The sequence below is a fragment of the Gorillibacterium timonense genome (assembly GCF_001457415.1).
In the GTDB taxonomy this organism is placed as follows: Bacteria; Bacillota; Bacilli; order Paenibacillales; family NBRC-103111; genus Gorillibacterium; species Gorillibacterium timonense.
Genome location: NZ_LN881724.1, coordinates 660429 through 674354, shown reverse-complemented (window position 1 = coordinate 674354; position 13926 = coordinate 660429). Strand labels below are relative to the sequence as shown.

At 54.5% G+C, this 13926-nt stretch carries 14 protein-coding genes; 7 read left to right on the top strand and 7 right to left on the bottom strand.

Annotated elements, in window-relative coordinates; all coding sequences use genetic code 11:
- Positions 1–39: 39 nt before the first annotated feature.
- Both BN2684_RS24550 and BN2684_RS15680 read right to left on the bottom strand, forming a co-directional pair.
- Complete coding sequence (locus tag BN2684_RS24550; RefSeq protein ID WP_148449993.1) at positions 40–234, bottom strand: hypothetical protein; 195 nt, start codon at positions 232–234, stop codon at positions 40–42.
- A gap of 15 nt (positions 235–249) precedes the next feature.
- Complete coding sequence (locus tag BN2684_RS15680; protein ID WP_058303097.1) at positions 250–873, bottom strand: DedA family protein; 624 nt, start codon at positions 871–873, stop codon at positions 250–252.
- A 223-nt stretch (positions 874–1096) separates the two neighbouring features.
- Between BN2684_RS15680 and BN2684_RS15675 the strand changes: the two genes are divergently transcribed.
- The 3 genes from BN2684_RS15675 to BN2684_RS15665 are packed head-to-tail and all read left to right on the top strand — an operon-like array spanning position 1097 to position 5386.
- A complete protein-coding gene (locus BN2684_RS15675) occupies positions 1097–2071 on the top strand; it encodes an ornithine cyclodeaminase family protein (RefSeq protein WP_058303096.1) in 975 nt (324 codons plus the stop codon).
- Positions 2072–2084: 13 nt separating this feature from the next.
- Complete coding sequence (locus BN2684_RS15670; RefSeq protein ID WP_058303095.1) at positions 2085–3266, top strand: dipeptidase; 1182 nt, start codon at positions 2085–2087, stop codon at positions 3264–3266.
- A complete protein-coding gene (locus BN2684_RS15665) occupies positions 3263–5386 on the top strand; it encodes a CocE/NonD family hydrolase (RefSeq protein ID WP_058303094.1) in 2124 nt (707 codons plus the stop codon). The genes BN2684_RS15670 and BN2684_RS15665 overlap by 4 nt, the downstream gene beginning before the upstream one ends.
- Before the next feature lie 235 nt (positions 5387–5621).
- Here BN2684_RS15665 and BN2684_RS15660 read toward each other — a convergent pair whose 3' ends face one another.
- From BN2684_RS15660 to BN2684_RS15640, 5 genes are all read right to left on the bottom strand, one after another.
- Positions 5622–6638, bottom strand: a complete 1017-nt coding sequence (locus BN2684_RS15660) for a serine hydrolase domain-containing protein (protein ID WP_058303093.1) — start codon at positions 6636–6638, stop codon at positions 5622–5624.
- A gap of 36 nt (positions 6639–6674) precedes the next feature.
- A complete protein-coding gene (locus BN2684_RS15655; RefSeq protein WP_159065808.1) occupies positions 6675–7499 on the bottom strand; it encodes a GNAT family N-acetyltransferase in 825 nt (274 codons plus the stop codon).
- A 304-nt stretch (positions 7500–7803) separates the two neighbouring features.
- Positions 7804–8232 carry an organic hydroperoxide resistance protein gene (locus BN2684_RS15650; RefSeq protein WP_058303091.1) on the bottom strand — a complete coding sequence of 143 codons (429 nt, stop codon included), beginning with the start codon at positions 8230–8232 and terminating at the stop codon, positions 7804–7806.
- 158 nt (positions 8233–8390) lie between these two features.
- A complete protein-coding gene (locus BN2684_RS15645) occupies positions 8391–9494 on the bottom strand; it encodes a phosphodiester glycosidase family protein (RefSeq protein WP_058303090.1) in 1104 nt (367 codons plus the stop codon).
- Positions 9484–9957, bottom strand: coding sequence for a hypothetical protein (locus BN2684_RS15640; protein ID WP_058303089.1), 474 nt, complete (start codon positions 9955–9957; stop codon positions 9484–9486). Before BN2684_RS15640 ends, BN2684_RS15645 begins: the two co-directional genes overlap by 11 nt.
- A gap of 422 nt (positions 9958–10379) precedes the next feature.
- Here BN2684_RS15640 and BN2684_RS15635 point away from each other — a divergent pair, with 422 nt between their 5' ends.
- From BN2684_RS15635 to BN2684_RS15620, 4 genes are read left to right on the top strand one after another with little or no spacing between them, the layout of a single operon-like run.
- On the top strand, positions 10380–10976 hold the full coding sequence (locus BN2684_RS15635) for an RNA polymerase sigma factor (protein WP_058303088.1): 597 nt from the start codon (positions 10380–10382) through the stop codon (positions 10974–10976).
- The gene (locus tag BN2684_RS15630; protein ID WP_058303087.1) at positions 10915–11721 is read left to right on the top strand and encodes a hypothetical protein; all 807 of its coding nucleotides are present in this window, start codon (positions 10915–10917) and stop codon (positions 11719–11721) included. Before BN2684_RS15635 ends, BN2684_RS15630 begins: the two co-directional genes overlap by 62 nt.
- 46 nt (positions 11722–11767) lie before the next feature.
- Positions 11768–12670: an ABC transporter ATP-binding protein gene (locus BN2684_RS15625; protein WP_058303086.1), complete on the top strand. Its 903-nt coding sequence runs from the start codon at positions 11768–11770 to the stop codon at positions 12668–12670.
- Positions 12667–13923, top strand: coding sequence for an ABC transporter permease (locus BN2684_RS15620; protein WP_058303085.1), 1257 nt, complete (start codon positions 12667–12669; stop codon positions 13921–13923). The genes BN2684_RS15625 and BN2684_RS15620 overlap by 4 nt, the downstream gene beginning before the upstream one ends.
- Positions 13924–13926 lie beyond the last annotated feature (3 nt).

Below are 13926 nucleotides of genomic sequence, written 5' to 3'. Positions count from 1 at the left end.
AGTTTGGCAAGTACTCTACCAAATTGGACCGCCATCGTCTCACCTGCTTTCATACGGAGGAACCCGCTCTTGATCGAAACAACGTTTCGCTTTTAATTGGAACACGTTCATTGTAGGGAATCGAATGCGGTCTGTATAGGCCAAGAATGGCTTATCAAAAAGACAACCAAGCGCATGCTTGCCCGCTCTATCGAAAAAACCTTGACCACCGTAACTAAACTTACGGTTGTTCAAGGTTTTTGTCTCCGGTTATTCAAGATCGGGTTTGGGCTTGCGGCGCTTTCGCCAAAATAGATACCCCAAGGTCCCGGCACCCACCAACAGAAGGGCGTACACCGCATTCGAATACAGATCCATATATCCCGTTATCGATTCCCAGGATGCGCCAAGAGCCGCACCCGCTGATACCAGGAGGATATTCCAGCCCAAGGTGCCAATGGTCGTATAGAAGAGAAACAGACCAAAGTTCATTCCCGACATCCCCGCCGGGATGGAGATCAAGCTGCGGACAAGCGGAATCATCCGGCAAAAGAGTACGGTCCACCCGCCATAACGATCGAACCAGGCATCCGCTTTGCGGACATCCTTCCTGCTGATCTTGAGATAACGGCCGTATTTGTCGACTAGTGCTTCCATCCGCTCGACATCAAGCTGCCTTCCGATGGCATAGAGAATAACGGCCCCGAGGAGAGAACCTACCGTCGCTGCGATCACAACACCCGGCAAAGTCAGCTCTGAATTGGTGGTCATGAATCCTCCGAACGGTAGAATCACTTCCGATGGAATCGGAGGGAAAATGTTCTCCACAGCCAACATCAGCATGACGCCCAAATATCCGTATTCCTCCATAAACCCGGTGATCCAATCCTTCATTCGTACCTCCCTGGTTGTGAGATGCTGGCATGATGCCTCAACAAGACTACGTTTATCCCCCCGAAAGGTTTCACATTTTGGACATTTTCCCTCCGACCGGTGCATCTCCAAGTGTAACGACCAAGCGGCCTTCTGTCGTCCATCCTTCGGCCATAAGCCCGCGAATCGTGATAAGATAGAGAAAGCTGGAATCAAACGCATAGGAAGAAACGGAGGGAACGCGATGCTTATTCTTAACCGGCAGCAGGTGCGAGAGCTGCTATCCATGCCGGCATGCATGGATGCGATGAAGGCGGTGCTGACCAGCTTATCCGCAGGCAGAGCCGTACAACCGCTGCGGCAGGTGATGCCGCTAGAGAACAGCAATTTGCTCGGCCTCATGCCCGGCTATTTGCCCGATTTGAAGCGGGCAGGAGCCAAGATCATCTCCGTTTTTCCCGGAAACCATAGCAAGGGGCTGCCTTCCCATCAAGGAATGATCTCATTGTTTGATTCCGAAACCGGACAGCAGCTGGCCTTGATCGATGGCAGAGAGATCACCGCCATCCGTACCGCCGCGGCCAGTGGCGAGGCAACCCGCCATTTGGCGAGAGCACGGGCAGAAGTGCTGGCGATCCTTGGCACCGGAGAACAAGCGAGAAGCCATCTGGAGGCCATGCTGCTCGTCCGCCCCGTTCGGCAGGTCCATGTGTGGGGACCAACCCCCGCTCATGTCCGAACATTTCTGGAGGAGATGAGCCCGAGGGTCGGAGTTCCGATTATCGCTGCGGAATCCGTTCAGGAGGCGGTGAGAGACGCGGACATCATCTGCACCGTGACGGCTTCCACCACTCCCGTCCTCCATGGAGAATGGTTGAAGGAAGGAGTTCACATCAATGCGGTAGGAGCTTGCCGAGCGGCGGACCGCGAATTGGACACAGCGGCTGTGGTAAAATCCCGGCTCTATGTGGACCGCTTGGAATCCGCTCTTCACGAGGCGGGCGACTATCTGATCCCCCTCGCCGAAGGTGCGATCGAAGCGGATCACCTCATCGGAGAGATCGGCCAAGTCTTTGCGGGATCCATTGCTGGAAGACAATTCGAATCGGAGATAACTCTGTTCAAATCGCTCGGACTGGCGGTCGAGGATTTGGCAGCCGCTTCATTCTTGTACGACGAAGCCCTACGAACCAAGATAGGCTTCACCATTCCATTCTGAGAGGGGCAGACCCATGAGTTTTGGACAGCAAGAGGGGCTATACGATTTTTATTTGACGGAAGAGCAAGAGGAACGGGCACGGAACCTGCACGAGAGCATGATCATCATCGACCTCCTTTTTCAGGGCCCCTTGTCGCCCGGAGCAATTCCGGAGTCCGTGTCGGAGCGAATCCGTGAACAGTGCGAGCCCTATATCGAAGATCCGATGAAATACAGCGGAATGCCCGCCAAGCTGCTCTTGCAGATGGTTGCCAAAGGGGAACTCCCCGAGTATAAGGAACAATGGTACAAGTCCGGGATCACGGCGGGAAACCGTCAACTCGCCTTGGGCAGCCTCGACGGCATGCTGGACAGCATGGGTGAAGTCCAGCTTCAGTTCGATACGGCGGATTGGCTGACGAAGGCATTAACGGCGGAGGATATCCGCAAAGCGAAACGGGAAGGCCGCAAGGCGGGCATCGTTACGGCGCAGGAAACGGATGCGCTGGGCAAAAATCTGGAGCTGCTGGACATGCTGCACAACTACGGGCTGCGGATTCTACAATTGACGTACAACAACCAGAACATGATCGGCTCTGGCTGCGCCGAGCGGGCAAACGGCGGTCTGTCCAATTACGGCAGAACCTTTGTGGAAAGGCTGAATCAGTTGGGCATCCTCGTGGACACGGGCCATTGCGGGAAGCAGACGACGCTGGATGCCTGCCTGTACTCCTCTTCCCCTGTCATCGCCTCTCATACAGGGGTAGAAGCCATCTATCCGCATATGCGCTGCAAGAGCGATGAGGAACTGCTTGCTATTGCGGGAACCGGCGGAGTTATCGGCATTTTCGCGATGCCGTGGTTTATCCACGATGACCCAAACCAAACCACGATTGAGCATGTGCTGGATCACATCGATTATGTGGTCAAGCTGTGTGGGATCGATCATGTCGGCATCGGCACCGATTGGCCGATGAGCGACGTACTTTGGTCGCTCGTCTATTTCAAGGAGAACATTGCGCCTCGGCTCGGCTTCGCCAAAGGCGACGGTCCTTCCACCGAAACGGTTCGAGGGCTGGAGCAGTATGGGTTTTTTATCAATTTTACAAGAGGCCTTGTAGCCCGGGGCTTCAGCGACGAGGATATCGCCAAGATCATGGGCGGCAATTGGCTGCGTGTCTTTGAGCAAGTCTGCGGGAAAGGAGCGGAGTCATGACAACCGACAAGTTAACAGAAGTCTTCCTTCTCTACTGCTCCGGCATCTATTCGGGCAAGATCACCTTCACCGAGCAAGCCATTCTGCATGCGAAAGTTGATCGGCGTCGTAGCACTCAAATGCAGGACGCTCCGCTTGAGGACAAGCCGGGTTATGCGCTGCCTCTGTCCTATATTCACCAGCAGCTCAAAGCCTACACCCAAGCGAACTGGTCCGGAGAAGAAGTTGTGCTTGAGAATGGCGATAGGTACCGGAAGCACATCTCGTATCACGATGATCGGGACGGTCATACACGAAGCTCCCAGGTATGGGCAAGGTGCAAGGACACAGCTCTGGATGTCGTGACGGTGGACGGGAAGGTCGTGGCATTTCTGACGCCGAATCGGTATGGGATCGAGATAATCGTGAAAGAGGGCTGCGAGTCGCTGACTCCGCTTGCCGGCTATAACGATCCTCTCCTTTCCAAGCCCGAATACGGCATTAACGATTTGGGCACCTTTCTCGTCCCCATGCGCGACGGTATACGGCTCGCGACGGACGTCTATCTGCCCGAAGGGATACCCGCGGATGCGACCCTTCCGGCGATTCTAGTCCGAACCTGCTATGATCGCAATGGCAAGAAGGAGCTCTTCATGCGCTGGGCGAACAAGGGCTATGCCGTCGTCTGTCAGGATGTGAGAGGACGGGCGGATTCGGAAGGTGAATTGGTACCCTTTTACCATGAGCGGGATGATGGCTATGACACAATCGATTGGATCATTGACCAGAGCTGGTCGAACGGCAAGGTCGGCATGTGGGGGGCTTCTTATCTCGGTTATGTGGTCGTATCCGCTGCCACAAGCGGCCATCCGAACCTACTGGCCGTCGTCGACGAGGTGAATGTGGGCTCGCCGTTTGTGGATACCGCCCGCAAAGGCGGGACGCTGTGCTCGTGGCCGCTGCTCTGCTGGACCTTAGCCCAATCGGTGGGTCCTCGCACGGATTTTGACATCTTCGGCGGAATTACCGTCGATCCTCAAAAGGCGGTCGATGCCCGCCCCATCAAGGAGATCCCCCAGCAGATGATCGGCAGACCGTCAGGTCCATGGGAGCTTTGGAGCCAGCATCCGGAGTATGATGACTTCTGGAGAGCCTGCACCTTCAGCGAACGCGGTGATCAAGTCCGTGTGCCCATGTATGTCATCTCCGGCTGGTACGACGGGGACAGCGCAGGCGTATCCGAAACGTGGAGGATGCTCAGCAAGCATGATGTGCCGAACCGCAAAATACGGCTCGGTCCCTGGGAGCATGGGCCGAACCGATCGCGGGAATTTGGCGGACAAGCGTTTGGAAACGACGCTGTCGTATACGATTACGACATTTCCGTGCTTCGTTGGTTTGACCGGTTTCTGAAAGGCATTCCGAACGGGATTGAAGAGGAGCCGAGGGCTTCTTATTACGTAGTAGGAGAGAATCGCTGGAATACCTCCGTGGATTGGCCTCCTGTGGAAGCCGTCGTCACTCCGTTCTACCTGACCAGCGAAGGAAAGGCCAATTCGAGTCTGGGAGACGGCCGATTGGCTTGGTCCAAAGCCGCCGATGCTCCAGAGGACATCTATTTCTATAATCCGGAGGACCCAATGGATGACAGCGGCGAACGGGAACCGGAGAACATGCGCAAATACGAGCTTCGCAGCGACATGCTGGTTTATACCAGCGAGCCGTTATTAAGTCCGTTGACTCTTGCAGGCGAATTATCCGCCCTCCTCTATGCCGCAAGCTCGGCACTCGACACCGATTGGGCTGTCGCGTTATGCGATGTCAACGAGCGGGGAGATTCGATCCGCTTGTCCAATTACATCGTGAGAGCCCGCTATCGCATGGGCTTCGACAAACCCGAGCTGTTGACTCCGGGCGTCGTGGAAGCCTATGAGATCTTTATGCCCAACATCGCCCATACGTTCGCAGCGGGACACCGCATCCGATTCACCATCACGTCCTCCAGCAAAAATGTCGCCTTCCCGAATCTCAACACAGGCGGCGACCCTTATGAAGACGCGCAAGCGGTGATCGCCAAGCAGACGATCTACCATAATGAAACGTACCCGAGTCACGTGCGCCTGCCGATTTTACCGGAATGACCGGTTATCGCTCTAGAGCGTGTCTTTAATGAGTGGGGAACCCTTGAATTATTCAGACAACGTCTCATTCCTCCACTCGACTCCGCTTTCGCTGCAACGCAGGTTTGAAGTCACCGCTAATCAATACTAATCGTGAATCGTGGCAATCCGCTTCGAAAGTAAGGAAGCACCCGCGTTCAGCAGCAAGCTGGACGTGGGTGCTAGTTCATACGAATGCCCATTTACTTTGTCCGCTTTAGAGCACTTTCTTCAGGGCTCTCTCCAGCTCCCACACATTGCAGCCGAGGTTGCTTACCAGCGTGCAGCTCGTTCTTTGGGATGGATAATAGCGGGACAGGAAGCTGACCCCTGGATCAAACCCTTGAAAGTAAGGAATCAAGCCTCCGTCCTCCCCGACCTTCAACCAAACTCCATATCCATAGGAGCAGTTTTCATCCCCGCTTTGTCGAGCCAGCATTTGCTCCACCATGCTATCGGACAGCAAGCGACCCTCAAGCAAGCCCTCCCAAAACCGGTCCACATCCAGAACGGTGGTGAAAGCTCCGCCTGCGCCAGTCCCTTTGACATCGACGCTGTAAATGTTCGTATAGTACTCCTTACGTGCGTCATCATAGATATACGCGTTTGCGCAGCCTGCAGGGAGCCGGTCGAGCTCATAGTACCCGGTGCCGGTCATTCCGCACGGCAGAAAGACCTGCTCCTGCAAATAGTCGTCAAACGGAACGCCCGCCACTTCCTCCAGGATGAGACCTAAAACGGCATAACCGGTATTGTTGTAGAGGAAACGTTCTCCCCGCGGGTACATCATCGGCTTATCCAGAAACAAGGGAAGCAGATCGGCCGACCTTCTGATCTTATAATTGGGATACTCCACCCACAGCTCGGCGTAGTCGTCCATTACGCTTTCATCGAAATAATCCGGGATTCCCGATGTGTGGGTCAGCAGCTGACGGACGGTGATCTCCCGGTCGATGCCTTTCCAATCCCGGTTCAGCAAGCTGCCGAGAGTATCATCCCATTTCAATTTGCCCCGCTCGATTAATTGAAGAATGCCCACCGCAACAAAGGCTTTCCCAGCTGAGGCCGTCGGAAACTTCGTGTCGATCCGATTCGGGATTTGGTTGGGCTTATCCGCATATCCGTATGCATGTTGAAAGAGAATACTTCCATCCTTCTTGATGGATACACAGCCGCAAAAATCACTACCGATTGCCTCTTCGATTGTCTCTTCGATTGCTTTTTCGATGCTCATGATGTTCTCCATTTCTGCATATCGTTCGCTCGATTTCTACTTGCTCCATTTCCACCAGGTGTCGGTAGAATGCGGGCGGAACCCGATGCTGTAATAAAACGGCTGTGAGGAGCCGACATAGGCCCTTATAGCACCGAGAGCGCCACAGCGTCTGACTCCCTCCAATACGGCGGCTCGTCCGAGCCCCATCCTTCTATAGTCGGGATCAGTCGCGACCGGTTCAACCAAAGCATAATCGGTCCCAGGCAAATGCCACATGCCGCAATAGGAGACAAAATTGCCGTTTGGCGCCGCTACGGCAACCTTCAACTCCAGTTGAACATGGGGGCCGGACAGTTCGACGCGACGGCCTTCCAGACTATCCGGTGTATCCGGAGCATCCCCTTGATGATTGAAGCCCCGCCAGAGAACTTGATTGTATTTGTGCAGATCGAATTCATCCGCTAGACTGACGATGCGATATCCCTCGGGCAATGCGTATGTAAGCCTGGAAACATCGATCGGGATGACGGCGTTCTTCTCGCCTTCATCTGTCGGGATGAAGCCTTCATCGGCGGCGATGTCCTGAAGCTCGCGATCAGTGTCCGGGATCAAGACGCTGATTAACCCATCTCGGTTCAAGCAGGCTTTGGCGTACAGAAGCATATCCCGCTTCAGCTCAGAGTAGTTCGGGTCGAGGAGTAGCCACGCATTCCCAAGCCCCTGTTCATAGGTAGCCAAGGCGACGATTACGCCATCGTCCTCCCAGATCCCAATCCGGTTCAAATGCTCCTTCTCGAAGTAAGGAAGAGAATTCACCCATTCCCAACGCCCCCACAGGAAGCCTTCCGTCCGGATTACCGGCTGATTCAACCTAATCATAAAATCATGGATTCGTCTATAATCCTGAGAAAATCCCGGCTCACCGGAATGCGTTCTGAATGCAACCGCCACCTGCCTCGCCACCTCTCTTCTGCTTCCCTCATTGTAAACGACCTCAATTGGACTGTAAGTACCGAGAATGAGTAAGAAGAGAAGTTTACCAAGGGTGATGACTTTCGCCCTGCTCTTCTCCTGAGCGTGATTCCAAAACCAAACCGAAAAAGGACTACGGTGAGGATTTCTCACCATAGTCCCGTTTTAGGATAACCATCAGAAACGGACGTTGATCGCCCGAAATCGGCGATTACAGAACGTTGAGCTCAACAACGATGTTGCCGCGCGTAGCACGGGAGTAGGGGCAAGCTTCATGAGCACCTTCCACAAGCGAAACAGCCGTTTCGTGATCGACGCCCTTCACGAGAATATCCAGCTTGGCTGCGATGCCAAACCCACCGTCCTCTACTTTGCCGAAGCTCACGGTATTGGTAATCTCCGTCCCCTCCAGCTTGATCCTGCGCATGCGGGCAACCATATTCAGCGCGCTGTCGAAGCAGGCCGCGTACCCTGCGGCGAACAGCTGCTCGGGATTGGTGCCTTCTCCGCCCGCGCCTCCCATTTCCCGGGGAGTCGAAATTTTCTGATGGAATGCCGGGGAAGCCGACTCCACATAGCCGTCTCTTCCGCCAACGGCTTTTACCGAGGTTTCGTACATTTTCTGTTGAATGGTCATCATTGTGCATTTCTCCTTTAAGTGAATATATATTGTATACAATATAATTTAACACAATAAATTTAAATGTCAAATCGAAATCACAAAAAAAGAAGACCGCGATGATAATCGACGATCTTCTACCCAATCAAAAAAGATAGAAATGCTAATGACGGCACTTCCTAAGGCTTGATCACAAAGCTGGATACGACCTTGCGCAGCTTGCCGTCAGACGGGCTGTTCAATACCTTGCCATTGTAGACGAACGTGCTGGACCCGCCTCCATCGAGGTTGTAGGCGTCGACCACCTTCCATTCCAGCAGCTTGGTCTGCGCTTCTTCCAGGGTGAGACCGGCGCTGTCCTTCTGCCTGCCGTCAATGACGATGAAGAGCATGTCCCCATTCGAGAAATGACCGATGAGCGTGCGCGGCTCCTTCCGGTTTTTCCACTTGGCGGGAATGGTCAGCTTTTTGCCGTCCTTCAGTAAGGTTGGTACGAAGGTGGCTCCCTGCTGGATGCCCATCTGCTTGATTTGCTCACGAGTAGTGACATTGCCGCCTACCAGGTGGCCCTTTTGATTGAGGCCGATAAAGCTGAGGTCCACTTGGGAAAAGGTTTTGACCACGCCGTCAACCACCGTGATCCCCATCGGGTACAGGAGGCCGTTCTGCTTGGCAAAGCCTCCGCCGTTAATGGCGAGGACAGCGTCCGTTCGGTTGGCGGCTTCCAAGGCTGTCTCTCCCTTGTCTCCGACTTTATCGCCAGAGAGCACCAGCTTGACGGCAGCCGGATCATGCAGCTTCACCTTCGCCATGTACCCGCGATAACCGGCTTCCTTCAGGGAAAACACCTTGATGGTCGAGCGCTCGCCATAAGTCTGTCCGATCGGCTTGCCCAGTATGCTCGACAGTACAGAATCGAGTACATCGCTGGCGGCCTTGGCCTGCTTGGCGCTGTCGCTGACCATGGCCTCTACCGCCGATTTATGAGCGGCATCCGATGCGCTCTCCTGCTTGGCATCCTTCTCCAGTGCAGCCAAGACGGTTTGGATTCCCTGAAGATGTTCCGTGGAGGTACCTGCTGAATCATCCATGAGGCGAAAGGCTTCCTTCAAGCTCGAGAGAGGCTGCTTAATCGCCTCCGCCACCTTTCGTTCCGCGTTCAGATTGAGTTCAGCATTCTTGTAGCGGGGTTCAAGCTTCGGCTTGTCCGAGGCAAACCCGGCGATGAGACCCGCGATCAGCGCAACGATCAACGTAGAGGGTAGAATCCATTTAGTAAACACGGGCGGCTTCCTCCAGGCGCTTGACCAATTTGCGCAGCTCGGTCAACTCCTTGCTGAGATCCGTGATTCGGTCATTTAGCGCCTTTTTCGTCTCTGCAGTTGTACTGAGAGAATCTCCGGCAAGCGACATCTCGTCTTTCACCGCCGTCAGTTCCTTTTCAACGGCAGCCAGTTTTTTCTGCAGGTTTTCCGCCTGAGTCTTCTGGTCGTCCATTCCCTTCTTCAGTGCAGTGAGCTGTGCGTTCAATTCCTGAATTTCCGTCTTGTTCGTCTCCGCAATCTGGTCCAGTTGCTGCTGGATGTGACCCAGATACGTTCGGGCCAGCGTATATCCACCGTAGCCGATCCCGATCCATACTATCAAAATGATGGTGAGGACCACCCACCTCGGCATTCGCTTGCGTACAGCCCTGCTTTTCCCCCGACCCCGCTCTTGAGCGATCAGGTCAACCCCTTCATTCATGAATCCAGTACTTCCTTTCTCTCCTCTTAGTGAAGCTGCGAGATTATCCATGTAGAAAATCTCGTATCCTCCTACAAAACCTACCCATGGCTATATACCTTTTAAATCCTCAATGGTTGCGATTTTATTGGCAGAAGAGATGGCGGAATCCCAAAAGCTTACGGATTCATCCCTCCCCCTGTGACACAGCTCCTACCCCTTCCCTCCCTAACTGATGCAAAATAACGGTAGTCCAACCCTCAACACCAGAACCGCCCACTTTCTCGCTATTCTGCGATCACATCATGATGCGCCATCCTGTTCCCATTGGTAAACCCATTGCCGGGTTGTCCTTAAGCATGCAACAATTCACAATATAGACATCTTTCATCTTCTCAAAATCTAGCCTTGTCCGGTTATACCAAGTGGAAGGAGAGGAACCCTTGGACGACGCTGAACTGCTCGAACGGATTCATGGCGGAGATCCCGACGCGCTGAATCAATTGATCGAACGCCATTACGACAGCATCTGCCGATACTGCTATTGGAAAACCGGCAATGCGGCGATGGCACAGGATCTCACTCAGGAAACATTCTATCGTTTCTTTCGTTCCCTGGACCGCTACACCCACACCGGCAAGTGCCGCGCCTATCTATATACCATTGCCCGCAGGCTCGCGAGCAACGCTAGGAAAGACCTATCGCAGGTGGGACTGGACCAAATCGCTGAGTCAGCCCTGGGAACGGCACCTTCAGCGGAAGAGACCGCGGAGCGGGTTTGGCAGAGCCGGGAGCTTGTGCGATGGCTCGCTCATTTGCCGGACGAGCTGCAGGAGGCGGTCATCCTTCGCTACAGCTACGGGCTGCGGTTCCGTGAAATCTCCGCCATTACCGGTGTAAACCTCTATACCGCCCAATACCGGGTGAAGCGTGGACTCGCCGCCTTAAAGAAGATCATTCAAAAGGAGGAAACCGATGATGAAGAACCGGAGAAGCCAGCTGCCCGCCCGTCTCCCGCTTCCCCCTGCTCCCGGCCATGATCCCGAGCGGATCGCGGAGACCGTCAAGCATTCTCGCTTGATCCTAGAAGAGAAGCTGCGGAAGGATCAAGAACGGCGTATCTCGTTTAAGGATTTTTACATCCGACAGCTCCGCTTTATCGGTTTGCGGGTTTGGTTCCTTCATGCAGGGGTCCTCCTGATGGCAGCTGCTCTGATTCACCGGATGCCGGAGGATTCGTCCGGCGAGCGCTTGCAGCTGCTTGCGCTGCTCTCCACCGCCGCCCCGCTTCTTGTGCTCATCGGAATTCAGACTCTCTCCCGCTCCTTCGCCAGCCGGATGGTTGAGCTTGAGATGAGCACCCTGTACTCCCTGGACCGGTTATTCTTAGCCCGCCTGAGTCTGCTCGCGCTGATCGACATCGTGGGACTCGGCGTTCTCGCCGGATTGTTCAGCCTGGAATGGGGGCAGGACTTGGGGCGAATGCTGCTCTATCTGTTTACCCCGTTTACAGTGGCCTGCGTCGGCTGTCTATGGCTGCTCAATTCTCCTCGCATCCGGGACAAAGGCTTTGGCTGCGCCGCGTATATCCTGCTCCTTCTGACTGTGCAGGTAGCCTGCGCCTATCGGACCGAGAACCAGACCGGGCTGAACGCTCTCGTCTATGAGAGCTCCTCGCTCGGCATTTGGGCCGTCGTCCTGCTGCTATCCTCCCTTGCTCTGATTCGCGAGCTGCGCAAGCTGCTGAACACCTGCCGCCAAATAGAGATCAGCAGCCCATTGTGAACTCTCACTCACCAACTCCATCATTCAAAACAAGGAGGCATTATCGTTGGAACTCGCACTTGAAGGCATCAGCAAACGATTCGCCGGTATACCTGTCGTTGACGGCGTATCCACCCGAATGAACGCAGGCGTCTATGGTCTGCTTGGCGCCAATGGCGCCGGGAAGACCACGCTCATGCGCATGATTTGCGGCATCCTGAACCCGACAGCCGGACGGATTTGCTTGGACGGACAGGACATTGCCGCGCTGGGTGAACGATACCGCGACCTGCTCGGCTATCTGCCTCAGGATTTCGGTTATTACCCCGACTTCTCCGCCGAAGAATTTCTGCTTTATGTTGCGGCCCTGAAGGGACTGTCGACTCCCGCAGCCAAACGCAAGAGCCGAGCGCTGCTGGAACAGGTAGCCTTGACGGAGTCAGCGCGCAAGAAAATTCGCACCTTCTCCGGTGGAATGAAACAGCGCCTAGGCATTGCCCAGGCATTGCTGAATGATCCCCGCATCCTCGTGCTGGACGAGCCCACGGCCGGCCTTGATCCGAAGGAGCGAGTCCGCTTCCGGAACATGATCGCGGATCTGGCCAAGGACAAGATCATTCTTCTCTCCACGCATATCGTTCCCGATATCGAGTACATCGCCGATCGGATTCTCATCATGAAGAAGGGGCGCTTCCTCATGAGCGGCACCGCACAGGAATTGACCTCCTCCATGGAGGGATTCGTCTGGAACTGTCGACTCACGCCAGCCGAAGCGGAGCATGTAGGAGGCGACCTTGTCATCAGCAATCTGAAGCATGACGGCCCCTATGTCGAACTCCGCGTCATCTCGGCTGCGCGGCCGACAACGGATGCGGTACCTGCCACTCCTACTCTGGAAGATCTGTATTTGTATCATTTCCGCGATCAATCCGTCGCTCCAGCCCCTGGAAAAGAGGAGGCTCACGCATGAATGCCCTAACCCGATTTGAACTACGAAAGCTTACGCGCAGCAAATCCACCTTGTTCGGCCTGCTCGCGATGCTGGCAATTGCCCTGCTCGGCGGCCTGGTGCCTGCCCTACTGGAAAGGTCATACGATAGCGAAGGCGTAGTTAAAGGAATGGCAGCCATTTCCTTGGATAAGAAGTATGCCCAAGCCTTCGAAGGCCCCCTTACTCCGAAGGTGCTTGAAGACGCGCTCAGGGGCTATCGCGCCATTAATGATGATCCCAAGAACCAGGGGGTCTACGATCCCGATGCCGGGAGAATGTCGCTGTCCAATGAAGCATTCTATCAGGCATATCCGTATTTTTTCGCACTCGACTTCATGCGTAACGTTTATTCTCCAATCGGCCAGTATGATTATTTCATTGTCGACAGCCTTTCGCCAACAAAACTACCGGACTTTTATGAAAAGCGGATGGAAAAGGTTCACGCTTACCTCCATGCAGATTACTCCTACGGCAATTATTCCGAAGCGGACAAAACGTATTATGAACGCATGAACGCGAAGATAAGCACCCCCTTCCAGGCGGGCTACTCCGGGGGATGGGGAAAGCTTCTTGAGAATTCCTCCGTCGTCTTCTTGCTCGCCATCTTCATAATCTGCGTTTGCACCGCGCCTGTGTTTGCTTCCGAATACCAGACCGGCGCTGCGGCCATCGTGCTCTCGACGCGGCACGGACGAGGCAAAGCCATTCACGCCAAGCTGAAGGGTGCCTTTCTTTTTGCAACCGGGATGTTCCTCTTCGGATGGCTTGCTTTTACAACGGTCGTATTTGCCGTATACGGAGCCTCGGGGTGGTATGTCTCTCTGCAGTTGGTGGACCGCTACTTGCTTTCCCCATTCCCGCTAACTGCGTTGGAGAGTTACCTGTGGGTGTCTCTTCTCGGCTATTTAGGCGGCCTCATGATGACTGGTCTGACGCTGCTGTTCTCCTCGCGAATGAAATCGCCTTTTCCGGTTATCGTCTGCACCGTCATTCTCTTGTTCGGACCGATGTTCATCTCCGCCAGCAAGACGAGTCGGCTCTTCAATCATGTGATTGCTCTGCTTCCCGGTAAACAGACAGAGATCGTCGATAGCTTCCGCAACTATGAGCTCTACCACCTCTTCGGATGGCAAATTCCGCAGCCGTACATGATCGGAGCCGTCGCCTTCTTGGTTACGCTACTCGCACTCCCTTTTGCGTACCAGGGCTTCCGCAAGCATCAGGTTGTCTAACAG

What these genes read in the sequence shown, in the direction of transcription:
- BN2684_RS15650 (WP_058303091.1), bottom strand. Translation starts at nt 8,232, where the DNA reads ATGATGACCATTCAACAGAAAATGTACGAAACCTCGGTAAAAGCCGTT.
- BN2684_RS15630 (WP_058303087.1), top strand. Translation starts at nt 10,915, where the DNA reads ATGAAGAACCGGAGAAGCCAGCTGCCCGCCCGTCTCCCGCTTCCCCCT.
- BN2684_RS15640 (WP_058303089.1), bottom strand. Translation starts at nt 9,957, where the DNA reads ATGAATGAAGGGGTTGACCTGATCGCTCAAGAGCGGGGTCGGGGGAAA.
- BN2684_RS15680 (WP_058303097.1), bottom strand. Translation starts at nt 873, where the DNA reads ATGAAGGATTGGATCACCGGGTTTATGGAGGAATACGGATATTTGGGC.
- BN2684_RS15620 (WP_058303085.1), top strand. Translation starts at nt 12,667, where the DNA reads ATGAATGCCCTAACCCGATTTGAACTACGAAAGCTTACGCGCAGCAAA.
- BN2684_RS15670 (WP_058303095.1), top strand. Translation starts at nt 2,085, where the DNA reads ATGAGTTTTGGACAGCAAGAGGGGCTATACGATTTTTATTTGACGGAA.
- BN2684_RS15675 (WP_058303096.1), top strand. Translation starts at nt 1,097, where the DNA reads ATGCTTATTCTTAACCGGCAGCAGGTGCGAGAGCTGCTATCCATGCCG.
- BN2684_RS15655 (WP_159065808.1), bottom strand. Translation starts at nt 7,499, where the DNA reads ATGATTAGGTTGAATCAGCCGGTAATCCGGACGGAAGGCTTCCTGTGG.
- BN2684_RS15665 (WP_058303094.1), top strand. Translation starts at nt 3,263, where the DNA reads ATGACAACCGACAAGTTAACAGAAGTCTTCCTTCTCTACTGCTCCGGC.
- BN2684_RS15660 (WP_058303093.1), bottom strand. Translation starts at nt 6,638, where the DNA reads ATGAGCATCGAAAAAGCAATCGAAGAGACAATCGAAGAGGCAATCGGT.